We start from the raw sequence: 24,770 nt of genomic DNA on the forward strand, positions 1-24,770 counted from the left end.
AGGGCACACGGGAGGTCCGCGAGGACATCCGGTGTGCCCCTGCGACTCCTGACGCCTGCCGACTCGCCACCTAGCGTGGGCTCGTGAGCCTTTGGACTTCCCTCGAACCCGCGTCGGCCACGGTGGACCCCGGCGGCAGCACGACGGTACGGCTGCGCGTGCGCAATACCGGTGATGTGGTCGACGAGTACCGCTTCGAGCCGGTCGGCGACATCGCGCCCTGGACCACCGTCGAGCCTCAGACGCTCCGCATCTACCCCGGCACGACGGGCACGGTGGAGCTGCGGTTCGCGCCACCGCGCACCCCGGACGCGACGGCGGGCCCGAACCCGTACGCCGTGCGCATCACCCCGACCGAGCACCCGGAGGCGACGACCGTCCCCGAGGGCAATCTGACCATCACGCCCTTCACGGAGATACGGACCGAACTCGTCCCGCCCACCGTCAAGGGGCGGTTCCGCGGGCGTCCGCGGCTCGCCGTCGACAACCTCGGGAACACGAAGCTCACGGCTTCCGTCAGCGGCAGCGACACCGGCGACCATCTGTCGTACGACATCCACCCCAGCAACATCCAGATCGAACCCGGCCGCGCGGCCTTCGTGAGGACCACGCTCAAGCCGCGCCAGATCATCTGGTTCGGGTCCAAGGAGGAGCGGCCCTACACGCTCGCCGTGCAGCGCTCGGGAACCGTGCCGCTGGACGTCGAGGGCACTTACGTCCAGCGTGGGTTCCTGCCCGGCTGGCTCGCCACCTTCCTCGGCGTCTTCCTGGCGCTCGCGATCACCTTCGTCATGCTGTGGATCGCGTACAAGCCCCAGGTGCGCAGCGCCGCCACGGAAAAGCTCCAGGAGGCCGGCGTCAGCACACTGCCGCCGAGCCCTTCGGTGTCCGCCCCCGTCCCGACGCCTCCCACCCCCACACAGGCCCCGGAGCAGTCGCCGCCCCCGGCGGACGACGGCGGCGGAGGTGGGGGTGGCGGTTCCGAGGAGAAGAAGGAGTCCAAGGCCCCCGAGGACACCGCGGCGGACGCCGTCACGCGGCTGGCCGCCGAGAAGTCGGGCCGGCACATCTGCTACCGGGCCTACGTCGAGGGCGACGGCTGGACGGACCCGGCGTGCGACGGCAAGACGGCGGGCACCGTGGGCAAGGGCAAGCCGATCAAGAAGCTCAACATCGCGGTGTCCGGCACCGACGGCACGGCCGGCAGCGCCTTCGTCCACGACCCCGAGTCGACCAACGGCCGGGGCCACTACAACGCGCCGTGGTCGGGCGCGCCCGACGGCGTCGACAACTACATCGGCAGCCGGAAGAAGGGCGCTCCGGACATGCTGGGGTTCGTCATCAACGTCGGCGAGGGCAAGAACCGCGTCTGCCAGACCGCCCACGTCCGCGACGAGGGCTGGCACGGCCTGGGCTGTGACGAGCCCGGCAGCGGCGAGGGCTTCATCTTCGGCGGCACCCTGACGAACTCGCTCTGGCTGGAGGCGGTCCGGTTCACCGTGTGAGGCGAACCGGCGTCCTCACCTTGTGAAGCGACCCGGCGTCCTCACCTTGTGAAGCGACCCGGCGTCGCGGAGGTCACCAGGTGCCCTCGCCCGCGACCGGGGAAGTCACCAGTTCCCCTCGCCCGGGACCAGACGGCCGGCCTTGCGGTACTCGCGCTCGGCGCCCTCCCGCAGGTCGGCCGTCGTCACCTGTCCGGAGCGGCCCGCGGCGGCGTAGGCGGCGGTGACGACGGCGCTGCGGATGGAGCCGCCGGCGAGCTCGAAGTCGCGGGCGACCGCGGCCGGTTCCGTGTCGTCCGCGCACGGCACGGAGGCGAGACTGTGCCGCCACAGGGCCAGCCGCTGACCGGCGTCCGGGAACGGGAAGTCGACCACCAGGTCGAGCCGCCGGGTGAACGCCTCGTCGATGTTGGCGCGCAGGTTGGTGGTGAGCAGGGCGATGCCCTCGAAGGACTCCAGACGCTGGAGCAGGTAGGCGCTCTCCATATTGGCGTGTTTGTCGTGGGAGTCCTTGACCTCCGAGCGCTTGCCGAACACGGCGTCCGCCTCGTCGAAGAGGAGGACGGCATCGGTGCGGTCGGCCTCGGTGAAGATCCGTTCGAGGTTCTTCTCTGTCTCGCCGACGTACTTGTCGACGATCGAGGAGAGCTGGACCACGTAGAGATCCAGGCCGAGTTCGGCGGCGACGACCTCGGCGGACAGCGTCTTGCCGGTGCCGGACTCGCCCGCGAAGAGCCCGAGGACGCCACGGCCCCGTCCTCCCCCGGCGCTCAGCCGCCAGTCGCCGAGGACCTGGTCGCGATGGCGGGCGCGCAGGGCGAGTTCGTGCAGTTGGCCGAGCGGCTTCTCCGGCAGGACGAGATCGTCCCAGCCGACCTCGGGGCGGATCCGCCGGGCATGGCGCTCCAGACCGGACGTGGTCTGCTGCCGTGCGGCGAGCCGCAGGTGGGCGGCGGTCAGCGGGGTGCCGTCGAACGCGGCGAGGTCCAAGGCGGCGCGGGCGGCGCGCCCGATGCGGTCACCGCCGAGCCGGTAGGGGGCGACGGTGGCCGCCAGATCGAGCCCCGGACCGCCCGCCGCGGGGCCGAGCGCGGCGGACCAGGCGTCCACGGCGCCCGCACGCAGCCGGGGCGCGTCGAGGACCAGCGGATCGCGCTCGCACCACTGCGGGTCGTATGGCCGGGTCCCGGCGTACAGGACGGGTACGTCGGCCGAGCTCAACGCCCTCAGGAGCGGTCCTGGTTGCTCGGGCAGCGGTGACACCACGATCGCGCAGCCGCGCAGACGGGCTTCGCGGAGCAGACGAGGGAGAAGGTCGGGAAGCTGGTCCTTGGCGGCCGAGGGGGTGAAGTGCAGTGCCTCGGTACCCGCCGCGCGCAGGGCTGCCGCGGCGTACACGAGCCCGTCGCCCTCCCGGTGTTCGCGCAGATGGACGACGGCCGGCCGGCTGCCGAGACGCTCGGCGAGCCTGCGGGTGAACCCCTCGTCGTACGGTCCCGAAGCCGCCGCGAGCGGGCGGAGATGACCCGTGAGCGCGGCGTCCGGGGTGTCGTCGCCGAGGAGATGGGCGACGACCCGGCCGGGGACGCGCAACGAACGGCTGAGGAAGGGCCGTTCGGGCTCCTCCACCACCAGCAGCCCGAGCGTGCACAGGAGCGCCGACGGATGGACCCTCGCCCGCGCTCCGGGGTTGTGCGCGGGCAGTCCGCACAGGTCGAGGGCGAGCCCGACGGTGGCGCGCCGCCGGCTGACGTCGTCGTTGAGGTAGCCGTACAGGGGCTCGAAGGTGCGGTCCAGATCGGGGGCGAGGGCGATGAGCAGAAGGCGCACGTCCAGCCCGGTGAGCCCGAACCGCCCGGCCAGTTGCGCCAGTCGGTCCTCGGGCCCGTCGTGGTCCGGCGCGGATCCGGCGGGGTCCGGCGACACGGGCCGCAGCAGATGCCGTACGGCCTCCTCGGACAGATAGAGCCCGCGCAGGGGGTCGGTGGCGGTGGGGTCGGTGGCGGCACGGTGGTCGACCAACCGGGCGACGCTGTCGCGCAGTTGCGAGAGCCGGCCGAGGAGAGCGCCGAGGTCGGCTTCCTCCGCTGTCGTCGCCGCGTTGTGTCCGGGTGCCGCCGGGTGTGCGGTCGGAGCCGCCTCGCCGTCGGTCTCCGTCGGGGTGTACGTGCTCATGTGCCCTGATTCCTCCGGCCCGGGCCGTCTGCTTCCTGCGACGCGGCCGGCGGCCCGCCGCCGTGCTCCTCCGGGGCCGCCGTCGCCCCGGCGCGGGCGGCTGTCGCGGACGCCAGATGGTGCGGCCGGTGCCGCCGCTCGGGCGAGCCCTCCAGGGTCCCGTCGATGCCGCGCACACGCACCGCCGCGCCCTCCGTGACCGGCGGGCCCGCGTCGTACTCGGGGTAGGCCGGGAAGGGAGCCGTCACCACCAGGTCCAGGGACGGCTTCAGTTCACCGCCCAGCGCGCTCCAGATCTCCGCCATGGAGCGCGCCTCGGTGTGCAGGCCGGCAACCGTGAGGGGCACGGACAGGCCCAGTTCGCCGAGCGCTCCGGGGAGCTCGTCGGCGGGCAGGATCTCGCGGGGGATCAAGGTGGCCAGCACCGCGGACAGCAGCCGGTGCTCGTCCTCGGGCCGCTTGGTCCACGCGGTGACCAGGTAGGACAGGCGGAACCAGCGGGGCGGCTGGCGGCGGCGCACGACGAGTCCCCGTTCGTCGAGGACGGCGACGGCGCCGCGTTCACGCCGCTTCACGTCCTCGCGGATGTCGTAAAGATAGGCGTTGACGGCGGGCTGGTTGCGCCGCGCGGCCCAGTCGCGGGTCGGAGCTTCGAAGGAGATCTCGATGCCCGAGCCGGCCAGGGCGCCACCCCCGATCAGTCCCTTGAGGACCTCGTCCACCTCATGGATCACCGTCGTGCTCCTGCCCCGTCGTGAGTCTGTCCGCCGATCGTGCCCTCAGGAGCGCCGACTCCGCAGGGCACGCCGGGGACGTCGAGGGGGCAGAGCGCGGTGCCCGAGTGGCCCTGTCCGCCCGCCTGTTGGGTCAGATGTAGCCTTCTCGCAGGGCATATGCCACGGCATGTGCCCGGTTTCGGAGGTGCAGACGCGTGGTCAGCCCGTGCACGACGTTCTTGACGGTCCGTTCGGAGTAGGCGAGCTTGCTCGCGATCTCTCCGGTGTCGAGCCCTTCCGCGACCAGTCGCAGGACGTCGACCTCGCGTGGCGCCAGACCGGAGGAAGGAACACCCGAGTGGTTGGCGGCCGTCCGCTGCAACGTTCCTACTTGGCTGATCAACCGCCCCAGCAGGTCGCCCGGGAGGTCTCCGTCACCCCGGGACGCCGCGAGCACGGCCTGCAACAGCCGCTGCGCGGTGGCTTCCTGCCGCCACACGATGGTGCCGACGCCGCACTCGATGACATCGAGCAGTTGCGCCTCCCGGATCACACCCACCACGAGCACGGCACGGGCGCCGTCGCTGCGTACCAGTCTGCGCAGTCTCGCCAGGGTGGTCTCGTCCGGCGTATCGCTGATCAGCACGACCACGGTGCCCGGCCCGGCCTCCGAGTCCTCGACGAAGTCGATCACCGGCTGCTGCCGCAGCAGACTCATCGCGCCCGCACGGGACACGGGATCCGCCGCGTTGACCACCACGGGTATCCGGTGCCCCGGTTCCCCGGCGGCGGTGTCTGTGGTCCGTAATGAGCTGTGCAAACCGCTTCTCCCCTGTCCCCGTACGCGCCCGGTCGGTTGCTCGCCACCTCTGTGGCACGGGTGGCAAGCGGGCGCATTCCACACTCGTGCGCCAGGGGTGCCGCACGCAATCGTGGAGGACCACGAGACGGACCACGAGATCGGCCACGAGCCCGTCCACGGCAGGAGGCACTGATGCACGGCCCCGGACCCCTTCGCGAACGCCGGGAGGCGCTGGCCCTGGTGACCACCGAGGTCGAGCGCGCCTGGGGCGGCTCGGGCCGCCTTGTGTTGCTCAAAGGCGCCACCGGCACCGGCCGCAGCGCGCTTCTGGAAGCCGCCGCGGACCATGCGTCGGCACGGGGCATGCGGGTGCTGCGCGCCCGCTGCTCCCCCGGCGCCGCACCCCTCGCCGCCGTACGCCAACTCCTCCAGCCCGGGCATGAGTTCGGGTGCGTCGAGGAGCTGCCGGAGGCGTCCGGCACCGCGTACGACCGGAACGGGGCCGCCCGGCTGTGGCGGCTGCTGCGCGAGCACGCGGCCCAGGCACCGCTTCTGGTCGCCGTGGACGACGTGCACCTCGCCGACGAGCCCTCGCGGCGCTGGCTCGTCGAGGCGGCGCGGCACGTCGACCGATTACCGGTGCTGCTGGTGGTGACCGAACGCAGCCAGTACGACATCGACCCGCCCGCGGACTGCCTGGACCACACCCTCTCCCCGGCCCTCGTACGCGGCCACACCCTCGCCCCGCTCAGCGCGAACGCCGCCACCGACGCGGTCCGTTCGGCCGTCGGCTCCGCCGTTCCGGCGGAGTGGGCCGACGCCTGCGTACGGGCCGGCGCGGGCAGCCCGCTCCTGCTGGGCGCTCTGCTGGACGATCTGCGCCCCGAGGACCCGGACGACCGCCCGGCCGCCGTGCCGGAAACCTGCGCCGCCCTGTACCCGGGTGCCTACCCGTCCGCGGTCTCCTGGTGGCTGGACAGCGCGGGGCAGGCCACCGCGGACGTCGCCCGCGCGCTCGCCGCCGTGGACGACGTCCCCGGGCATGCGGACGACCACGCCGGTCTGGCCGCCGGGATGGTGGGCGCCGACCCTGCCCGCGTCTCGGGCTGGCTCACCGCCATGACCCGCCTGGGCGTGCTGCGCCCGGACGCCGACGGCCGCCCCCGCTACGCCCATCCGCTGTTGCGGGACGCCGTGTTGAGCGGCTGGTCCGGCACCCGGCGGCAGGAGGCGCACCGTACGGCGGCCGAGGTGATGCTGCGCCGGGGCGACCGGGCCGAGGCGGTGGCCCGGCAGCTGCTGCGCACCGACGCGATCGGCGAGGCCTGGGCCACCAGCGCGCTGCTGGACGCCGCCACCGTCGCCGTCTCCGAGGACCGCACGGACGACGCCCTGGCCTATCTGCGCCGGGTGCTGGACGAACCGATGCCGGCGGCCCGTCGCGCATCGGTCCTCACCGAGCTGGGCTCCCTCGAGTTCGCGACCGTGCGGTCGGTCACCGGCATACCGCGGCTGACCGAGGCGGTGCGGCTGCCGGGCATGCCGCACGACCGGGTGCGTGCGGCGGTGGCACTCGGCACCGCCCTCGCCCGGCGAGGCGAGGCGCGCACCGCGATCGACATCCTGCGCGCGCTGGACGAACCCCTGCGGGACCACCCGAACCTGATCCGTACGGTGCAGGCCGCCTCGGCGCTGCTCTCGGACCACGACCCGGGGATACGCGAGGAGGTGTACCGCTGGCTGCGGGAGATCGCCGAGCGGACACCGGACCTGGTGGGCGCGGCGGGACAGGCGCTGTTGGTGCGGTACGAGGCGACAGCCGGTCTGACGTCGGCGGACTCCGCGATGAAGCGGATCCGCGCGCTGCTGGAGTCACCGCCCGACCCGCTGGCGGAACCGTTCCTGCTGGGCACCGCGGCCGCCGTCGCCCAGTGGGCCGACGAACTCGACGAAGCCGAACGGCTCATCACGCGCGGCCTGACCGGACAGCGCGCGTCCCTGCTGCACCCCATGCACGAGGCGCTGCTGAACGTGCGGACGGACATCGCAGCGGCCCGGGGGCGCTACGCCGACTTGATCGCCGCCCCCGCCGCCCCGCAGGCGGGCCCGGCACAGGTGGGCCGGCGCGCGCCCTCCAACGCCCAGGCCCACGCGGTCATCGCGCTGGTGGAGACGGGCCGCACGGAGGAGGCCGCGCTGCTCACGGACGGTTTCGATCTGCGGACCGCCCCGGAGTCCTGGGAACTGCACCGGTTCCGCTACGCACGCGGCGTGCTGCGCGCGGCCCGGGGAGACACGGAAGGCGCGCTGGAGGACTTCCTGGAGTGCGGGCGCCGCCAGACGGCGCGCGATGTGGTCGCGCCCGTCGTCACACCGTGGCGGACCGCGGCGGCCGAATGCCGGCTGGCGCTCGGCCGGCCGGACGAGGCGCTCGCGCTCGCGGACGAGGAACTGCGGCTCGCCAGGGTGTGGAACACACCGCGCTGCGTGGGCAGGGCGCTGCGCGTCCTCGGCACGGCGACGGGCGGGCGGCGCGGACTGGAGCTCACGGACCGGGCGGTGCGGCTGCTGCGGGACGCGTCGGTGGAGACGGAGTTGCTGCCGGCGCTCGTCGCGCGGGGGCGGCAGCTCAACGCCGCCGGAGAGCGGGCGCGGGCGCGCGACTCCCTGCGGGAGGCGTCCGAACTCGCCGAGCGGCTGGGTGCCGTGCGGCTGCGGTCCCTCGCCGAGGAGGCCCTGCGCGAGGGCGGCGCCCGCCGTGTGGCGACGGCGCACACGGGGGCCGAGGCGCTCACCGGAAGTGAGCGGCGGATCGCCGCGCTCGCCGCGGGCGGCATGACGAACGCCGAGATCGCCGAGCTGCTGCACCTCGCACGGCGCACCGTCGAGACCCATCTGACCAGCACCTACCGCAAGATGGGCATCCGGCGCCGGACGGAGCTCGCCACCGCGCTCGACGAAGGGCCCGCGGATGCGGAGTCGGCCGAACCGGAGCAGAGCGATACGGGGCCGGCCGACTGAGCCCGCTCCCCCTCAGGAGAAGGCCGAGAGGGCCGTCACCACCGGTCGGTCCGGTCGTGACGGCCCCCTCGTCGTGCACGGCAGACCCGCGGAACGTCAGACCCGCGGAACGTCAGACCCGCGGATGTGACCAGGGAGAGACCTAGGAGAGGTCGCCGTCGTAGTCGGGCAGCTTGAACGTCTTCTCGGCGTGCCCGCCCACCAGGTCGGTGGTGTTGTTGCCGATGTTGGCGATGATCGTGTAGCCCTTGGCCTCGATCTCGGTGCGCTTGTCGGTCTTGTACTTGCTGACCTCGTGGAAGAGGTCGGGCAGGTCACGTACGTACAGACCGTCGACCGGGAAGCCGACCCGCTCCAGGTTGTACTCGGTGAGCGAGTAGATGATGCCCGGGCGCGCGGTGACGAAGAAGATGTCCACGCCGCGGGACTCCGCGTACGTGGCGAGGTCCAGCACCGGCTTCACCGCGGGGGTCGGGATCTCCCAGAAGTAGTGGAAGTCCGTCTCCAGCGAGGTGTTGTCGATGTCGAGAACGATGGCCTGCTTCTTGCCACCGGGGTTCGCGGTGCGCTGCTCGATGTAGGGGCGCGCGACATCGATGACGGCCTTCACATCGCGCTGCCAGGTCGCGTAGTCGACATCGGCGAGGAACGGACCGTTTGACTTCTGCGCCGTGGAAGCGGCCTTGGCCGCCGGGCCGTCCGACGGTGCCGGGGTCGCGGCGGTGGCCACGGGTGTGGCCACGGTGAACGCCAGTGCGGCGACGCCTGCCACCGACCGGACTCTCCACTTGCCTGCATGCATGGGGGGTTCTCCTGGTCTCGGAACAGCTCAGGGAAAGCCCCCCGTCCGGTACGGACGGAGGGCCTTGACATGCTCGCGTCCCATGATGGACGGAACCTTACGTTCCCTCTACTGGCCGGTAGCAAGATTCTCGACGGACCTCCGGGAACGGTCCGCGAACCGAACGAGAGATGAAGCGGACGGTCTAGCAGTCCTTCTCGCGCAGCGAGTGGAGATGGGTGCTGGACTTGCGGGCGAACGCGAAGGACTCGACCGGGTTGTCGTGCTCCGCCTGCCAGTGGTGGTCGCGGCGGCCGCCGTGGGTCTTGTTCACCGCCGAGATGAAGCGCTTGTAGTCGATGTCGCCGTCACCGACGTCGACCATGTCGTAACCGTCGCGGGCCGCCTCGTTGCGCTCGCCGTCCTTGACGTGGAAGAGCGGGTAGCGGTGCGGCTGCCGAAGGACGTAGCGCAGCGGGTCGAAGGGTGCGGGGGTGCCGTCGACCCGCTTGCCGAAGCGGAACTGGCCCACGTACGCCCAGTAGATGTCCATCTCCAGATAGACGAGGCTCGGGTCGGTCTCGGCGAGCAGCACGTCGTAGAGACGGACGTTCGGCTTGTCGGTGGCGAAGGAGAACTCCTCGGCGTGGTTGTGCTGGTAGAACTTCATGCCGCGCCTCCGCGCGGCGGCGCCATAGGTGTTGAAGTCCTCGGCGGCGCGCTTCCAGCCGTCGACGGTCGCGCCGTAGCGCCAGGGGCCGGACGCGGTGCCGATGTGCTTGAGCCCGAGGGCCTGGGCGTCGTCGAGCACCTTCTCCAGGTTCTGCGCGAAGCTGTACGCGCCCGGGTTGTTGTCGTCGTAGTAGTTGACGTGACTGCCGATGGGGTTCAGGCCGTGGTCCCTGGCCAGCCTCTTGAGCTGGGCGAGGGTGATGGGGCCCGCGGAGCCCTGGGTGTAGCCGGCGAACTCGACCTCGTCGTAGCCGTACTTCGCCAGCTCCGCGAACACGGGCGCGAAACCGAGCGTGGAGACCTTGTCCCGCAGCGAGTAGAGCTGGATGCCGAGACGCCCGGGCGGCAGGACGGGACCACCTCGGCCGTGTCCCCGGTCCTCGGCCGCCGTCACGGGGGCCGCGGACGCGGGGACGGCCGCGCCGAGCAGGGCGGCGGCACTGGCACCGGCGGCGACGCCGAGCATGCCTCGTCTGCTGAGACGGTGGGAGAGCTCCGGGTCGTGGTTCTTGGAGGTGCGGCTCATGTGGATAACTCCTCGTTGTCAGTGCCGTCTGGTTCAGTGGAGTCCAGCGAGGTGAAGCAGCAGGGACTTCACCTCGGTGGCTTCGACGCGGCCGGTGACTGCCTGGGGGGTGGAGCAGATGATGAGCGGGCCTTCGTCGTCGTGTGCGGGCAGCCGGCCGTGGCTGCCACGAATAGGTGACGGGTCGAGGGGGACGACGGCGAGCCGGTAGCGCATGCCGAGCTTCTTGCGCGCGATCGCCGTGGCCGCCTTGACCCTGACGTACGGATCCTGGGGATCCATGAAGAGTTCGACGGGGTCGTAGCCGGGCTTGCGGTGGATCTCGACCAGCTGGGCGAAGTCGGGGGCCCGGTTGTCGTCGAGCCAGTAGTAGTAGGTGAACCAGGCGTCCGGTTCGGCGACCGCGACGAGCTCACCGGCCCGGGGGTGGTCCAGGCCGTGAGCCTTCTTGCCCTCGTCGTCCAGGAGTTGCTCGATGCCCGGGAGGTCGGCCAGCGCCTGGCGGGTGGCCTCCAGGTCCTCGGGGCGGCGCACGTAGACGTGGGCGATCTGGTGGTCGGCCACCGCGAAGGCCCGGGAGGCCATCGCGTCCAGGTACTCCATGCCGTCCTGGGTGTGGACTTCGAGCAGCCCGGCGCGGCGCAGGGCCCGGTTGATGTCGACGGTGCGGCTGACCCGGGTGATGCCGTACTCCGACAGTGCGACGACCGTCCGGCCCTCCCGGTGGGCGTCGGCAAGGAGCGGGGCGAGGGCCGCGTCCAGGTCGGTGGCCGCCTGGTGGGAGCGGGGGTCGTCGGGGCCGAAGCGCTGGAGGTCGTAGTCGAGATGAGGGAGGTAGCACAGGGTCAGATCGGGGTGGCGCGTGGCCATGATGTGACGGGTGGCGTCGATGATCCACTGGCTGGACACCAGGTCGGCGCCGGGGCCCCAGAAGTGGAACAAGGGGAAGGTGCCGAGCTCGCCGGTGAGTTCGTCGTGGAGTTCCGGGGGGCGGGTGTAGCAGTCGGGTTCCTTGCGGCCGTCGGCGTAGTAGACGGGGCGGGGGGTGACAATGAAGTCGGTGTCCGCGCCCATCGCGTACCACCAGCAGATGTTGGCCACCGTGTAGCCGGGGTGCGCGCGCCGGGCGGCGTCCCACAGCTTGTCGCCGCCGACCAGTCCGTTGTGCTGCCGCCACAGCAGCACATCGCCCAGGTCGCGGAAGTACCAGCCATTGCCGACGATGCCGTGCTCGGCGGGCAGGGTGCCCGTCAGGAACGTCGACTGCGCGGCGCAGGTCACGGCCGGCAGCACGGTGGACAGCGGAGCCTGGGAGCCGGAACCGGCCAGTGCCCGGAGGTTGGGCATGTGCCCGAGGAGCTGAGGGGTGAGACCGACGACGTCCAGGACCAGAAGAGGGGTGGGCGCGGTCTGTCCGGCGTCGGTCATGGCAGCTCCTTGAGGCCGAGGTCGACCAGGAGGTCGCGGGCGAGGGTGAGTTCGGCGGCGATGCCGTCGGCGAGCTGGGTGCGGTTGCGGGGGCGCAGCTCGGCGGGCAGGGCCTGCCAGGTGTACGTCTCCACTTCCAGATGACGCGTCAGGGGCGCCGGTCCCCCGACGAGCCGGGACAGCGTGTCCTTCAGGACGGGGAGGGTGGAGGTGAGAGGCGGGGCGGGTGGGGCGTGCAGCGGGACGTGGAAGTGCGACCGCCAGGGTGCACCGTCGGGCAGTGCCTGGCCGGCGACGGCTTCCGGGAGGTCGTCGGTGCCGCGCAGGCCCGCGCTGGTCCGGGTGCGGGTCTGGTGCAGGAAGCGGGGTTCGGCGAAGGCGGCCAACGCGGCGCGTACTTCGGGGAGATGGGGTTCCTCGGCGTGCAGGGCCGCGGACAGCTGGGCCTTGGGAACGGTCACGCCGGCCGCGGTGAGGGCGGCCAGGGCGGTCTCCGGCTCTTCGAAGGAGGTGGCGAGATGGCAGGTGTCGATGCAGACGCCGATCCGGTGGGAGGCGATGCCGCTCAGGGGTGCGATGGCGTCGGCGGTGGTCTCGACGATGCAGCCGGGTTCGGGCTCGACGGCGATGCGGACGGACTTGCCGGTGAGGTCCTCGAGGGCGTCGAGGCGTTCGGCGAGGGTGGTCAGCGCCGCACGGGCACTCTCGGCGGCAACGTTGTCGAAGGGGGTGCGCCATGCCAGCGGCAGGGTGGAGATGGTGCCCTCGGTGACGTCGTCGGGCAGCAGGCCGGCCAGCAGCCGGGCGAGATCGGTGGTGTGGGAGAGGCGTTCGGGGTCCGTCCAGTCCGGCTTGTAGACGCGGTACTTGACCTCTTCGGCGCCGAACCCCTCGTACGGGAAGCCGTTGAGGGTGACGACCTCCAGGCCTCTCCGGTCGAGTTCGCCGCGCAGGCCCCGCAGCGCGGAGGGATCGGTGACGAGGGCGCGGGCCGCGTCCTTGGCCAGCCAGAGGCCGATGCCCAGCCGGTCACGGCCGAGACGGCGGCGCACCGGCTCGCAGTGGTCGCGGAGCTGGGCGAGGACGCCGTCGAGGGTCTCGGCGGGATGGACGTTGGTGCAGTAGCCGAGGTGGACGGTGGTGCCGTCGGGGTGGCGGAAGCGCATAGGAGTGCCTCCTCATTCCCCGCCGCGGAGGATGGAGTTGCCCTCGTGCAGGGGCTCCGGTTCCGGGGTGTCGAGCTGGAGGCGGCCGCTGAGGCCGTAGAAGGCCACGGGGTTGCGCCACAGCACCTTGTCGACGTCGTCCTCGCCGAACCCCGCGGCGAGCATGGCCTCGCCGGTGCTGCGGGTCTTGAGCGGGTCGCTCTTGCCCCAGTCCGCGGCCGAGTTGACCAGGATCTTCTCGGTTCCGTACTCCTTGAGCACGGCGACCATGCGGTCCTCGTCCATCTTGGTGTCGGGGTAGATGGAGAAGCCCATCCAGCAGCCGCTGTCGACGGCGTGCTTCATGGTGGTCTCGTTGAGGTGGTCGAGCAGGACGCGCTCCGTCGGCAGGGCGGATTCGCGGATGACGTCGACCGTGCGGTGCAGACCCGCGAGCTTGTCGCGGTGCGGGGTGTGGACGAGGGCGGGCAGGCCGTGGTCGGCCGCCAACTGGAGCTGTGCGGCCAGTGCGGTGTCCTCCGCCGGGGTCATGGAGTCGTAGCCGATCTCACCGACGGCGACGACGTTGTCCTTGACGAGATAGCGGGGCAGCTCGTCGAGCACCGGCACACAGCGGGGGTCGTTCGCCTCCTTGGGGTTCAGCGCGATGGTGCAGTGGTGCGCGATGCCGTACTGGGCCGCACGGAACGGCTCCCAGCCCAGCAGGGCGTCGAAGTAGTCGGTGAAGGAGGCGACCGAAGTGCGGGGCTGCCCGAGCCAGAACGACGGTTCGACGAGCGCGCGGACTCCCGCCGCGTACATCGCCTCGTAGTCGTCGGTGGTGCGGGAGGTCATATGGATGTGGGGGTCGAAGATGCGCATCAGATCTCCTCCGTGGGGGACGTCAGGGCGAGGACGCGGTGGAGGTCGGCGGGGACGGGACGGCCGGCCGCGGTGCGCTCGGCGGCGTAGTCGCCGAGCATCCTGGCGAGTTCCGCATCGCCGCGGACGCGCCGTTCGAGTCCGTGGGCGCTTTCCACGGGCACACCGGTGAACAGGCACTTCAGCAGGGCGTGGCGCCAGGCGTGGGGGTCGAGGTGCTCGCAGGCGTAGGGGCCGACGGCGGCGGCGACCAGCCGGGTGTCGTTGGTTCGCAGCGCGTCCTCCACCAGCGGGAGGCCGGCGGAGGGCGGTGGGGCGAGCCGGGGCAGCGCCAGGAGGACGGCTCGGCGTTCGGCGGCGCTGCCCTGTTGGTAGAGGCGGGTCAGGGTGGCGGCGTCGGCGCGTGCCTCGACGAGCAGCAGGGCGCGGACGGTGTCGGCGTTGTCCTGGCCGCATTGACGGCCCGCGGCGGCGAAGCGCATCTCCCATGAGCGTGCCGCGTACACGGTGGTGGCGTCCTCACCGGCGTCGGCGGCGTGCGCGGCCTCGGCGAGCGACTCGTCGAGCCAGGCGCGGGCGGCTCCGCCGAGCCGGCTGTCCAGCTCCTTGCGGGTCATCAGCATGCAGCCGCCCCCTTGGTGCGCAGGAACTCGATGGAGGTGCGGGCGAGTTCGGGGCCTGCGTGGGAGTGGCGGGGCAGTTCGACGACCGTCAGGCCCTGGTAGCCGGTGGCCGCGAGGGCCGCGAGTACGGGCGGGAAGTCGATCTCGCCGTCGCCGAACGGGAGGTGCTCGTGGACGCCCCGGCGCATGTCCTCGATCTGGACGTGCCGCAGCCAGGGAGCCGCGTCACGGATGCAGTCCGCGGGCGGTGCCGCCTCCAGGCACTGGCAGTGGCCGATGTCGAGCGTGAGGCCGAGCGGGGCGGGGCTGTCGAGAAGACCTCGGAGGTGGTGGAAGTCGGCGAGGGTGGCGAGCAGATGCCCCGGTTCCGGTTCGATGGCGAGGGGCACTCCGGCGCGTTCCGCGGCGTCCAGCACCGGGGTGAGGGCCTCGGTGAGGCGTTTCCACGCCGTGTCGTCGTCGGTTCCGGCCGGGGTGATGCCGCTGAAGCAGTGGACGGCGTGAGCGCCCAGGTCGGCGGCGACCTGCACGGCGGTGATGAGCAGGGCGGTCCGGGCGGCCCGCTGGTCCGGATCGGCGTCGAGCAGTGACGGCCCGTGCTTGCGCCGCGGGTCGAGCACATACCGGGCGCCCGTCTCGACCGTGACCTCCAGGCCCAGCTCCCCCAGCCGGGCGGACACCTGACGGGTGCGGGCGGCGAGATCGGAGGCCAGCGGGTCCAGGTGCATGTGGTCGAGGGTGAGACCGACGCCGTCGTAGCCGAGGTCGGCCAGCAGGGCGAGCGCGTCGGACAGACGCAGGTCCGTCAGCCCGTTCGTGCCGTAGCCGAGACGGATGGAGGGAGCGGGGCTTCGGCTCATGTGGGGCTCACCTTCCGTGCGAGCTTGCGGGCGAGCGGGACGAGTCCCATCAGGGCCAGCGCCGACGCACCGCCGCCGGCGCGTGCGGCGAGCGCTGCCTGGAGCGGGATCATCGCCCGGATGCCACCGCCCACCGCGCGCTGGGTGAGCGGCGGGGACGGGTTGAGGGCGGCGTGCAGGAAGGGCTTCGCGGCGGTGCGGACGTACGCGCCCGCGAGTGCGGTGACCAGCAGCCGTGCCGCAGGTGTGCCCGGGGAGGTGCGCTGTTCGCGGATGCCGAGCGCCCCGAGCCCCAGGGTGGCGGCGAGCGCGGTGAGGGGTACGAGCGTCGATCCGCCGTGGGCCTCGTGCCGCGACACGGAGGTGACGGCGTAGGTGTGCGCACCCATCACCAGGGCACCGGGCAGTGCGGCACGGGTCGTCGGGACGGTGGTGGCGCCAGCGCCGCGTACCGCCGTGCCGATCACGGAACTGCCGCGGGCCGGCGCACCGACGACCGACCTGGCACGCGCCATGCCGGTGGCCGCCGTACCCATACCCGACGCGGCGCGCGCAGCCGTACCGGATGTCGCCGCCGTTCCTGTCGCCGCCCTTCCTGTCGCGGCCGCTCCCAGCAGTACGTCCAGGCTCCGTGCCGCCGCCATCGCCGCCGGGCCTCCGCGGGTGTGCTTGACGTGCAGGTCGTACGACCAGACCGTTGCCGCGAGCGCGGTGGCCAGGGCGAGTGGCCGACGGCCGGCGGCCGCGGACAGGGCGAGGCCCGCTCCCGTCAGGACCGCTGCCGCCGCCAGTGCGGACCGCGGGGCGATACGGCCCGAGGGAATGGGCCGGTGCGGGCGGTCGATCGCGTCCTCGTCGCGGTCCGCCCAGTCGTTGAGGGCCATACCCGCCTCGTACAGGCAGAGCGAGGACCCGAGGGCGAGGGCCGTGCCGCGGTTGGGGGCCACACCGAGGGCCGCCGCACCGGCGAGTGCGTCTCCGGGGACGGTGAACAGGGCCGAGACACGGAGCAGTTCGGCCCAGGCTCCCAGGTCCCGCTTCCTCACGCCGTCTCCCGCAGCCGCTCGGCGAACGTCAGGAGCGCCTCGAACTGCTCGGACAGTCCGGCGGGGCCTCCGTCGGGGTCCTTGAAGTAGAAGCCCAGCTCCGGCAGCGGTCCCTCGATGCCCACTTCGTGGGCCCGGGCGACGAGCCGCGCCAGGTCGAGCACGAGCGGCGCGGCGAGTGCCGAGTCGCAGCCCTGCCAGATCGTCTGGAGGATCATCCGCGAACCGAGGAAGCCGTCGAAGGCGATGTGGTCCCAGGCGGTCTTCCAGTCGCCGAGCGCGGGCACGTCGTCGATGTGCACCTCGCCCTGCGGGGTGTGGCCGAGGGCGTCGGCGAGGACGCGTTCCTTGCCGGCGTTCTTCGCCGCCGCGGCTGCCGGATCGGCCAGCGCCGCTCCGTCCCCGCCGCCCAGCAGGTTGGTGCCCGACCAGGCCCGTACGGACAGGGCGCGTTGCACGAACATCGGGGCGAGTACGGAACGGAGCAGCGTCTGGCCTGTCTTGCCGTCACGGCCGGCGTGGGGAAGTCCACCGGCGGCGGCGGCGTCCATGAGGGCCTCGGTGCGCAGCCCGGTGGAGGGGGTGAAGTTCACGAAGGGGCAGTCGGCGCGGACGGCCGCGGCCGCGTAGAGGGAGCTGGGCGGCAGCCGCAGCTCACCTGGTTCCGGCAGGGGTTCGGTCGAGGAGACGTTGATGACGACGACCCGGGCCAGAGCGTGCCGCTCCCGGAAGTCGCGTATGTCGGCGGCGAAGGCGGCGATGAGTTCCTCGTCGCTGCGGGTGTCGCCGGACTGCGGGCCGCCGGGACGTATCTCGGCGTCGGCGGCGGTGAGTTCACCGCGTACGGCGGCCGCGAGTCCGTGCGGGAGCACCCCGGCCGCGGTGAGTTCCTCGGCCCGCTTGGGCAGCGGGCAGTGTGCGGTGTCGTGGCCGCCGAAGACCAGCGACGGCAGGGCGGGCAGCCGCGATGCCGCGAAGGGCGGTGTCTCGGTGACCATGCCCGTCGGCGGATGCAGGCCCGCGCTGACCGCGGCGCATCCGGCGACGGCCGTGGTGGCGACGGAGCCGCGGGCTCCGACGAACCAGACTCCGGTGCGTACATTCTCGTTCGTCACGGACTGCCTCCCTGCCTTGCGATGGGGTGGAGGACGGCGGGCGGGGGGTACGGCGCCTCCCCGCCCGCCGCCGTCTGGGGGGCGCCTAGGAGGGCAGCTCCCTGAGTTGGATGTTGCGGAAGGACGCCTGGTCGCCGGCTCCGTGGTTCTGGAGACCGATGTAGCCGTCCTTCAGGCTGCGGGCCGGGTCCGTGTTGGTGTAGTCGTTGATCTTCACGCCGTTCAGGAAGACCTGGAGACGTTCACCCTGGACCTTGATCTCGTAGCTGTTCCACTGTCCCGGCGGCCGCAGGACGCGGTCGCGGGCCTTGATGTCCGCCGACTTGAAGCCGTAGACGGCGCCCGTGGTGCGGTCGGCGGCGTCGGTGGCGTCGATCTGTACCTCGTAGCCGTTGTTCACGGCCGACCAGGGGTCGTCGGAGGCCGGGAAGCCCACGAAGACACCGGAGTTGTCGTCGCCGTCGAGCTTCCAGTCGAGCTTGAGGGAGTACGACTTCAGCTCCTTGGCCTGGTACCAGGCCATGCCCATGCCGCCCTCGGTGCGCATCTCGCCGTCGACGACGTTGAACTTGCCGGGCCCGGCCTGCTTCCAGCCCTCCAGCGTCTTGCCGTTGAAGATGGAGCGGTAGCCGGTCTGGGGCTTGCAGTCGGCCTTGACCTGGCCGGAGGCGTAGCGCAGTCCGCCCAGCAGGTGCTGCTTGAAGGCCGGCTCGGCGTACGACTCCTTGGTGTGGCCGCCGCCGGTGTAGAAGGAACGGCCGCCCTCGTAGGTCTGGCACCAGGCGATCGGGTGGTCGCCCTTCATCGTGCCACCCTGGTAGGTGGTCTCGTCCAGGGTCGCCAGCACCCGGGCCTGGTCACGCGGGTTGGTGCGGTAGTTGTACCACTCGTCCGTGCGCTCCCAGGCCTCGTCGAGGTGCGCGGTCGAGGGGTGGGTATGGTCCTCGACCCGCACGGTCGCGGGCTGGATCTGCGGGTGCGAGGCGAAGTAGGCGCCGACGAGCCCGCCGTAGAACTTCCAGTCGTACTCGGTGTCGGCGGCCGCGTGGATGCCCATGTACCCGCCGCCGGTGGCGACGTAGTTCTCGAACGCCTTCTGCTGGTCGGCGTTCAGGACGTCACCGGTGGTGGAGAGGAACGCGACGGCGTCGTAGCGGGCGAGGTTGCTGGTGGTGAACTGCCCGGCCTCCTCCGTCGCGTCGACCGTGATGTTGCTGGACTTGCCGAGTTCCTTCAGGGCCGCGACTCCGGTGGCGATGGAGTCGTGACGGAAGCCGGCGGTCTTGGAGAAGACGAGGACGCGCTTGGCGGTCCGGTCGGGTGCGCTGTTGGAGAGCTCGAAGTCGTCGACGTCGTAGAGCGCTCCGGCGCCGCCCTTGAAGACCAGGAAGAGTTCGGTGGTCTTCTTGGGCACGGCCCGCAGGGGCACGTCGATGTCCTGGAAGGTGTCCCAGCTTCCGGTGACCGGCACGGGCGCGGAGCCGAGGATCGGGCCCTTCGCCGAACCGGTGCGCACCTCGAGGAAGCCGCCGGCCCCGCCGGAGGAGATCCGGGCGGTGAGCTTGGTGGAGCCGGTCAGGTTGTACGGCTTGAAGGAGATCCAGTCGTCGTTGTCGATGTCACCGACGGTCTTGCCGCCGTTGGCGCTCGCCTTGTCGTAGACCTTGATGCCGGAGGAGCCGGTGAAGTGCTCGGCCTGCCGGTGGCGCGGCTGGAGCTGCGCCTGGTCGTGCGAGGTGAGCGCGGCCTGGCCGCCGCCTCCGCCGTCGGTGTACTCGGCGTCGAAGACTCCGAAGATGTTGGCGTTGGGGTCGTGTCCGCCGTCGGAGGAGGTCTTGATGGTGCCGGTGCAGCCGTTGGCCGAGGTCACGGGGTGCCCGTGGCTGTCATGGCCGAGGATGTACGTCACCTTGACCTTGGCGCAGTCGATGGCACCGTCTTCGGGATCGGTGACCGTGACCTTGAAGGGGATCTCGTCGCCGAAGCTGAACAGGGTTCCCTCGGCGGGCAGTTCGAGTGTCACCTTCGGTGCGGTGTTGCCGACGACGATGTGCACGCTGGCGGAGCCGGTGCGGCCGGTCGGGTCCTTGGCGGTGACGGTCGCGGTGTAGGTGCCGTTCTTCTTGTACGTGTGGCTGGGGTTGGCGTCGGCGGACGTGCCGCCGTCGCCGAAGTCCCAGGCGTAGGTGAGGGCGTCGCCGTCACCGTCGGTGGTGCCGGCCGAGGAGAAGGCGACCTTCAGGGGCGCCTTGCCGGAGGTCTTGCCGGCCGATGCCTCGGCGACGGGTGAGCGTCCGCCGGTGGCGTTCTCGATCCGGTAGAGGCCGGAGTTCTCGTCTCCGCCGAACCAGGCGGTTCCGTAGTCCAGCACGTACAGGGCGCCGTCCGGGCCGAAGGCCATGTCCATGATCTGCGTACCGGTCCACGGCACGGCGTTGATGGACTGGACCGCTCCGTCCTCGCCCTGCTCGATCCGCTTGATCCAGCGGCGGCCGAACTCACCGGCGAAGAAGTCGCCGTCGTAGGCCTCCGGGAACTTCACCGGGGAGTCGGACGCGGCGTCGTACCGGTAGACGGGTCCGCCCATCGGGGACTCGGAGCCACTGCCGAACTCGGGCACCGATCCGCCGTCGTAGGGGATCCAGGCTGCCTGCGCGGGCGGCAGGTCGACCAGGCCGGTGTTGTGCGGCGACTCGTTCTTGGGTGCCGCGCAGTCGAAGGCCGCGCCGGACTCCTTGGTCGCGAAGTCGTAGTCGACATAGGCGTCGTTGTTGCCGGTGCAGAACGGCCAGCCGTAGTTGCCGGGCTTGGTCACCCGGGCGAACTCCACCTGTCCGGCCGGACCGCGCTTGGGGTCGGCCGCGCCCGCGTCGGGCCCGTAGTCGCCGACGTAGACGATGCCCGTCTTCTTGTCGACGCTGAAGCGGAAGGGGTTGCGGAAGCCCATCGCGTAGATCTCGGGCCGGGTCTTGTCGGTCCCGGGCGCGAAGAGGTTGCCCTCAGGGACCGAGTAGGTCGCGTCGTCGTTCACCTTGATGCGCAGGATCTTGCCGCGCAGGTCATTGGTGTTGCCCGAGGTCCGGCGGGCGTCGTACGCGGGGTTGCGGCCGGGGCGGTCGTCGATGGGGGTGTATCCGTCGGACGCGAAGGGGTTGGAGTCGTCGCCGGTCGACAGATAGAGGTTGCCCTGCGCGTCGAAGTCGATGTCGCCGCCGACGTGGCAGCAGATGCCGCGCGTCGCCGGAACGTCGAGGATCTTCTTCTCGCTGGCGTTGTCGAGGGTGCCGTCGGCCTTGAGGACGAAGCGGGAGAGCCGGTTGACGCCGTCGAACTTGGCGAAGTCGGCGGGGGTGCCCTCATTGGGGGCGTCGCCCGCGGGGGTGTCCATCGGGGGTGCGTAATAGAGGTAGATGAAGCGGTTCTCACTGAACTTCGGGTCCAGGCCGATGCCTTGGAGACCCTCTTCGTCGTGCGAGTAGACCGGGATGGTGCCGACCACGCGGGTGTTGCCGGCGCTGTCGGTCATCCGCAGCTCGCCGTTGCGGGACGTGTGCAGCACGCTGCGGTCGGGCAGCACGGCCAGCGACATGGGTTCGCCGGTCTCCTCGCCCCCCTTGGCGAGAGTGACCTGCTGGAACTCCTCGGCGGCCGGCGCCGGCTCGGGATCGGCGGCGGCCGCGATCTGGGGTGCGGTGAAGAGAAGCGAGGTTGCGGCGAGGAGGCTGCCGGTGAGGAGTGCGAGCGATTTTCTTGCTCTGGGCCTTTTCCTGTGCACGAATGTCCTCCGGGATGGGCCGGTCGAACGGGCGGGGCGGTGTTCTGCCCTCAACCGCCGGGCGGGCTGATCGTGGAACCGGAGTGCGCCGTCACGCCGGGGACCACCTATGTCCTGTACACCTCATGGGACGGTAGTCGGGTTCGTCCTGGACGGAAAGCCCTTGTGCAGAAGGGAAGTTCAACTTTTTCCTACCGCAGGACAAAGGCGAACCCGGGCAGGCCGGACAGGCCCGGCGGCGGATCTGCCGCCGGGCGCTGAACTGCCTGAACACTGCTCGGAGAGCTAGTCGCCGCCTCCGAAGGCCGCGTCGAAGGATGCGGTGGGCGGATCGAAATCGAACCGCTTGAGGTCGGCAAGCGCTTCCGGAGCGCCCGCCAGCCGGTCCATGCCGGCGTCCTCCCACTCCACCGAGATCGGCCCGTCGTAGCCGATCGAGCGGAGCATCCGGAACACGTCCTCCCAGGGGACGTCACCATGTCCGGCCGAGACGAAGTCCCAGCCACGGCGCGGGTCGCCCCAGGGCAGATGCGAGCCGAGGCGTCCGTTCCGTCCGTCGAGACGCTTGCGCGCCTCCTTGCAGTCGACGTGGTAGATCCGGTCCCGGAAGTCGTACAGGAAGCCGACCGGGTCCAAGTCCTGCCAGACAAAGTGGCTCGGGTCGAAGTTCAGTCCGAAGGCGGGCCGGTTGCCGACGGCCTCCAGTGCCCGCTTGGTGGTCCAGTAGTCGTACGCGATCTCGCTCGGGTGCACCTCGTGCGCGAACCGCACCCCCTCGGCGTCGAAGACGTCGAGAATCGGGTTCCAGCGCTCGGCGAAGTCCTCGTAGCCCCGCTCGATCATCCGCTCCGGCACCGGCGGGAACATCGCGACCAGATGCCAGATCGAGGATCCGGTGAAACCGACCACCGTCCGCACGCCGAACGCGGCGGCGGCCCGGGCGGTGTCCTTCAGCTCCTCGGCGGCCCGCCGGCGCACACCCTCGGGCTCACCGTCGCCCCAGATACGTGCGGGCAGGATCCCCTGGTGCCGCTCGTCGATGGGGTTGTCGCAGACGGCCTGGCCGACGAGGTGGTTCGAGATCGCCCAGCACTTCAGCCCGTACTTGTCGAGCAGCGCATGCCGGCCGTCCAGGTAGGACGGGTCGGCGAGAGCCTTGTCGACCTCGAAGTGGTCGCCCCAGCAGGCCAGTTCGAGCCCGTCGTATCCGAAGTCGCGGGCGAGCCGGCACACCTCCTCGAGGGGCAGATCGGCCCACTGGCCGGTGAAGAGCGTGAACGGACGTGGCATGGAGGCCTCCTAATCGTGCGCCTGTACGGGGGTGTAGACGGCGTTCTTCTCGGCGCTCTCCTCCACCGCGGCGAGTACCCGCTGCACCTGGAGCCCGTCCGCGAACGACGGTGCGGGCTGACGGCCCGTGGCGATGGCCTCGACCAGGTCGCGCGCCTGGTGGGTGAAGGTGTGCTCGTAGCCGAGCGCGTGACCCGGCGGCCACCACGCCTCGAGATACGGATGCTCCGACTCGGTCACCAGGATCCGGCGGAACCCCGCGGTGGCCGCGGGCTCGGTGTTGTCGTGGAAGGAGAGCTCGTTGAGCCGCTCCAGATCGAACGCGATCGCTCCGAGCTCGCCGTTGATCTCCAGCCGCAGAGCGTTCTTGCGGCCCGATGCCATCCGGGTGGCCTCGAAGGAGGCGAGCGCGCCCGACGCCAGCCGCCCGGTGAACAGGGCCGCGTCGTCGACCGTGACCGGACCCCGCTCGGCGCCGCCCGCTGCGGACAGCCCCGTCGACGCCCCGGCAAGCAGCGGACGCTCCCGTACGAAGGTCTCCGAGAGGGCCGACACCCCGACGAGGGGCTCCCCCGCCAGATACTGGGCGAGGTCGACGATGTGCGCCCCCAGATCGCCGAGCGCCCCGGAGCCCGCGTGCTCGCGCTGGAGCCGCCAGGTCAGCGGGAACTCCGGGTCCACGAGCCAGTCCTGCAGATAGGTGAAGCGCAGATGGCGGAGGGTGCCGAGGCGCCCCTCCCCGATCAGCTTCCGGGCATAGGCGATGGCCGGCACCCGCCGGTAGTTGAAGCCGACCATCGCCACCTGGCCTCGCGCACGGGCGCGTTCGGCCGCCGCCGTCATCGCCTCGGCCTCCGCGACCGAGTTCGCGAGCGGCTTCTCGCACAGGACGTGCTTGCCCGCCTCCAGGGCCGCGATGGCGATCTCCGCATGGCTGTCACCCGGGGTGCAGACGTCGACGAGCTGCACGTCGTCCCGGGTGATGAGGTGGCGCCAGTCGGTCTCCGCCGCGGCCCAGCCGTGCCGGTCCGCCGCGGCGCGCACCGCAGACGGGTCGCGGCCGGCTATCGCGGCGAGGACGGGCCGCATCGGCAGGTCGAAGACCCGTCCCACGGTGCGCCACCCCTGGGAGTGGGCGGCGCCCATGAACGCGTATCCGACCATGCCGACGCCGAGTGTCGGCGGCGCGGCTCCACTGTCCCTCTGTTCCATACGGATTCCTCCTCGTCGGTCTGCTCGGTGGGGGCGGGCGCGCCGGTCAGCTGAAGCCGGTGGGCAGGTACTGGTCGACGTTCTCCTTGGTGACGACGGCCGAGTACAGGGTGAGCGAGGCGGGAATCTCGAGTTCGGCGAGGCCGCTGACACCCTTGGCCTGTCCGAGGGCGCGGGCGATGTCGATGGCGGAGGCGGCCATCGTCGGCGGGTAGAGCACGGTGGCCTTCAGCACGCTGTTGTCGGCCTTGATGGCGTCCATCGCCGACTTGGCGCCGGCGCCGCCGACCATCAGGAAGTCGTCGCGGCCTGCCTGCGCGATGGCGCGCAGCGCCCCCACGCCCTGGTCGTCGTCGTGGTTCCACAGCGCGTCGAACTGGTTCTGGGCCTGGAGGAGTTGGGCCATCTTGGCCTGGCCGGACTCGACGGTGAAGTCGGCGGCCTGACGGGCCACCTTCTTGATGTTGGGGTAGTTCTTGAGCGCGTCGTCGAAGCCCTGGGTGCGCTGCTTGGTGAGCTCGAGGTTGTCGATGCCCGCCAGCTCGATGACCTTGGCGTTGGGCTTGTTCTTGAGCTGCTCGCCGATGTACCGGCCGGCGTTGAGGCCCATGCCGTAGTTGTCGCCGCCGATCCAGCAGCGGTAGGCCTGCGGGGAGGCGAAGATGCGGTCCAGGTTGATGACGGGGATGCCCGCCTTCATGGCCTGGAGGCCGACCTGGGTCAGGGCCTTTCCGTCGGCCGGGAGGACGACGAGCACGTCGACCTTCTTGTTGATCAGCGTCTGGATCTGGCCGATCTGGGTGGCCGTGTCGTTGGAGCCCTCAGTGATGTCGAGTGTCACGTCGGAGTACTTCTTCGCCCGTGACCTGGCGTTCTGGTTGATCGCGTTCAGCCAGCCGTGGTCGGCCTGCGGTCCGGCGAAGCCGATGGTGACGGCCTTGCCGGGCTTGTCGTCGGCCACCGGCGCGTTGTTGGTGGCCTCGCCCTTCGATTCGGGCTCGTTGCTGGTGCAGGCGGTCAGCAACGCACCGGCGCCGATGGCGGCGGTGCCGAAGAGGAGTCCTCTGCGGCTGGGTACGGGGATTTCTGGCATGGCGGATCAACCCTTCGCTGGGCGGTGCGACAGATGGGGGATG

The 24,770-nt window shown here is 71.4% G+C and carries 18 protein-coding genes; 2 read left to right on the forward strand and 16 right to left on the reverse strand.

Annotation, left to right across the window (positions count from 1 at the left end; genetic code table 11):
- Positions 1-83: 83 nt before the first annotated feature.
- The gene (locus RPQ07_RS06710; protein ID WP_313943116.1) at positions 84-1,505 is read left to right on the forward strand and encodes a hydrolase; all 1,422 of its coding nucleotides are present in this window, start codon (positions 84-86) and stop codon (positions 1,503-1,505) included.
- Between the two features lie 105 nt (positions 1,506-1,610).
- Here RPQ07_RS06710 and RPQ07_RS06715 read toward each other — a convergent pair whose 3' ends face one another.
- The 3 genes from RPQ07_RS06715 to RPQ07_RS06725 form a co-directional block, all read right to left on the reverse strand.
- Entirely contained in the window at positions 1,611-3,680 is a 2,070-nt protein-coding gene (locus RPQ07_RS06715) for an ATP-binding protein (protein WP_313943117.1), read from the reverse strand.
- Positions 3,677-4,414 carry a DUF4255 domain-containing protein gene (locus RPQ07_RS06720; protein WP_313943118.1) on the reverse strand — a complete coding sequence of 246 codons (738 nt, stop codon included), beginning with the start codon at positions 4,412-4,414 and terminating at the stop codon, positions 3,677-3,679. The genes RPQ07_RS06715 and RPQ07_RS06720 overlap by 4 nt, the downstream gene beginning before the upstream one ends.
- Positions 4,415-4,547: 133 nt before the next feature.
- Entirely contained in the window at positions 4,548-5,216 is a 669-nt protein-coding gene (locus RPQ07_RS06725; RefSeq protein WP_313943119.1) for a response regulator transcription factor, read from the reverse strand.
- Positions 5,217-5,390: 174 nt separating this feature from the next.
- On the opposite strand from RPQ07_RS06725, the gene RPQ07_RS06730 reads away from it, so the two are divergent.
- A complete protein-coding gene (locus tag RPQ07_RS06730) occupies positions 5,391-8,219 on the forward strand; it encodes an AAA family ATPase (protein WP_313943120.1) in 2,829 nt (942 codons plus the stop codon).
- 142 nt (positions 8,220-8,361) lie between these two features.
- Here RPQ07_RS06730 and RPQ07_RS06735 read toward each other — a convergent pair whose 3' ends face one another.
- From RPQ07_RS06735 to RPQ07_RS06795, 13 genes are all read right to left on the reverse strand, one after another.
- On the reverse strand, positions 8,362-9,021 hold the full coding sequence (locus RPQ07_RS06735) for an HAD family acid phosphatase (protein ID WP_313943121.1): 660 nt from the start codon (positions 9,019-9,021) through the stop codon (positions 8,362-8,364).
- A 184-nt stretch (positions 9,022-9,205) separates the two neighbouring features.
- A complete protein-coding gene (locus tag RPQ07_RS06740; protein ID WP_313943122.1) occupies positions 9,206-10,258 on the reverse strand; it encodes a sugar phosphate isomerase/epimerase in 1,053 nt (350 codons plus the stop codon).
- Between the two features lie 33 nt (positions 10,259-10,291).
- The gene (locus tag RPQ07_RS06745; RefSeq protein ID WP_313943124.1) at positions 10,292-11,686 is read right to left on the reverse strand and encodes an alkaline phosphatase family protein; all 1,395 of its coding nucleotides are present in this window, start codon (positions 11,684-11,686) and stop codon (positions 10,292-10,294) included.
- The gene (gene eboE, locus RPQ07_RS06750; RefSeq protein ID WP_313943125.1) at positions 11,683-12,852 is read right to left on the reverse strand and encodes a metabolite traffic protein EboE; all 1,170 of its coding nucleotides are present in this window, start codon (positions 12,850-12,852) and stop codon (positions 11,683-11,685) included. The genes RPQ07_RS06745 and eboE overlap by 4 nt, the downstream gene beginning before the upstream one ends.
- A 12-nt stretch (positions 12,853-12,864) precedes the next feature.
- Positions 12,865-13,713, reverse strand: a complete 849-nt coding sequence (locus RPQ07_RS06755; RefSeq protein WP_313943126.1) for a TatD family hydrolase — start codon at positions 13,711-13,713, stop codon at positions 12,865-12,867.
- Positions 13,713-14,336, reverse strand: a complete 624-nt coding sequence (locus tag RPQ07_RS06760; protein ID WP_313943127.1) for an EboA domain-containing protein — start codon at positions 14,334-14,336, stop codon at positions 13,713-13,715. The genes RPQ07_RS06755 and RPQ07_RS06760 overlap by 1 nt, the downstream gene beginning before the upstream one ends.
- Positions 14,330-15,196, reverse strand: coding sequence for a sugar phosphate isomerase/epimerase family protein (locus RPQ07_RS06765; protein ID WP_313943128.1), 867 nt, complete (start codon positions 15,194-15,196; stop codon positions 14,330-14,332). The genes RPQ07_RS06760 and RPQ07_RS06765 overlap by 7 nt, the downstream gene beginning before the upstream one ends.
- Entirely contained in the window at positions 15,193-16,242 is a 1,050-nt protein-coding gene (locus RPQ07_RS06770) for a UbiA family prenyltransferase (RefSeq protein ID WP_313943129.1), read from the reverse strand. The genes RPQ07_RS06765 and RPQ07_RS06770 overlap by 4 nt, the downstream gene beginning before the upstream one ends.
- Entirely contained in the window at positions 16,239-17,357 is a 1,119-nt protein-coding gene (locus tag RPQ07_RS06775; protein ID WP_313943130.1) for an inositol-3-phosphate synthase, read from the reverse strand. The genes RPQ07_RS06770 and RPQ07_RS06775 overlap by 4 nt, the downstream gene beginning before the upstream one ends.
- Positions 17,358-17,442: 85 nt before the next feature.
- The gene (locus RPQ07_RS06780; protein ID WP_313943131.1) at positions 17,443-21,132 is read right to left on the reverse strand and encodes a ThuA domain-containing protein; all 3,690 of its coding nucleotides are present in this window, start codon (positions 21,130-21,132) and stop codon (positions 17,443-17,445) included.
- A 285-nt stretch (positions 21,133-21,417) separates the two neighbouring features.
- Positions 21,418-22,422, reverse strand: a complete 1,005-nt coding sequence (locus RPQ07_RS06785; protein WP_313943132.1) for a sugar phosphate isomerase/epimerase family protein — start codon at positions 22,420-22,422, stop codon at positions 21,418-21,420.
- A gap of 9 nt (positions 22,423-22,431) precedes the next feature.
- Positions 22,432-23,634 carry a Gfo/Idh/MocA family oxidoreductase gene (locus RPQ07_RS06790; RefSeq protein ID WP_313943133.1) on the reverse strand — a complete coding sequence of 401 codons (1,203 nt, stop codon included), beginning with the start codon at positions 23,632-23,634 and terminating at the stop codon, positions 22,432-22,434.
- Positions 23,635-23,680: 46 nt separating this feature from the next.
- A complete protein-coding gene (locus RPQ07_RS06795; RefSeq protein ID WP_313943134.1) occupies positions 23,681-24,727 on the reverse strand; it encodes a substrate-binding domain-containing protein in 1,047 nt (348 codons plus the stop codon).
- Positions 24,728-24,770 lie beyond the last annotated feature (43 nt).

Source organism: Streptomyces sp. AM8-1-1, assembly GCF_032229325.1.
Classification (GTDB): Bacteria; Actinomycetota; Actinomycetes; order Streptomycetales; family Streptomycetaceae; genus Streptomyces; species Streptomyces achmelvichensis.

Excerpts from the sequence above, each read along its gene's own strand:
- RPQ07_RS06730 (WP_313943120.1), top strand. The coding sequence starts at position 5,391 with ATGCACGGCCCCGGACCCCTTCGCGAACGCCGGGAGGCGCTGGCCCTG.
- RPQ07_RS06765 (WP_313943128.1), bottom strand. The coding sequence starts at position 15,196 with ATGAGCCGAAGCCCCGCTCCCTCCATCCGTCTCGGCTACGGCACGAAC.
- RPQ07_RS06745 (WP_313943124.1), bottom strand. The coding sequence starts at position 11,686 with ATGACCGACGCCGGACAGACCGCGCCCACCCCTCTTCTGGTCCTGGAC.
- RPQ07_RS06740 (WP_313943122.1), bottom strand. The coding sequence starts at position 10,258 with ATGAGCCGCACCTCCAAGAACCACGACCCGGAGCTCTCCCACCGTCTC.
- RPQ07_RS06735 (WP_313943121.1), bottom strand. The coding sequence starts at position 9,021 with ATGCATGCAGGCAAGTGGAGAGTCCGGTCGGTGGCAGGCGTCGCCGCA.
- eboE (WP_313943125.1), bottom strand. The coding sequence starts at position 12,852 with ATGCGCTTCCGCCACCCCGACGGCACCACCGTCCACCTCGGCTACTGC.
- RPQ07_RS06760 (WP_313943127.1), bottom strand. The coding sequence starts at position 14,336 with ATGCTGATGACCCGCAAGGAGCTGGACAGCCGGCTCGGCGGAGCCGCC.
- RPQ07_RS06795 (WP_313943134.1), bottom strand. The coding sequence starts at position 24,727 with ATGCCAGAAATCCCCGTACCCAGCCGCAGAGGACTCCTCTTCGGCACC.
- RPQ07_RS06785 (WP_313943132.1), bottom strand. The coding sequence starts at position 22,422 with ATGCCACGTCCGTTCACGCTCTTCACCGGCCAGTGGGCCGATCTGCCC.
- RPQ07_RS06715 (WP_313943117.1), bottom strand. The coding sequence starts at position 3,680 with ATGAGCACGTACACCCCGACGGAGACCGACGGCGAGGCGGCTCCGACC.
- RPQ07_RS06755 (WP_313943126.1), bottom strand. The coding sequence starts at position 13,713 with ATGCGCATCTTCGACCCCCACATCCATATGACCTCCCGCACCACCGAC.
- RPQ07_RS06790 (WP_313943133.1), bottom strand. The coding sequence starts at position 23,634 with ATGGAACAGAGGGACAGTGGAGCCGCGCCGCCGACACTCGGCGTCGGC.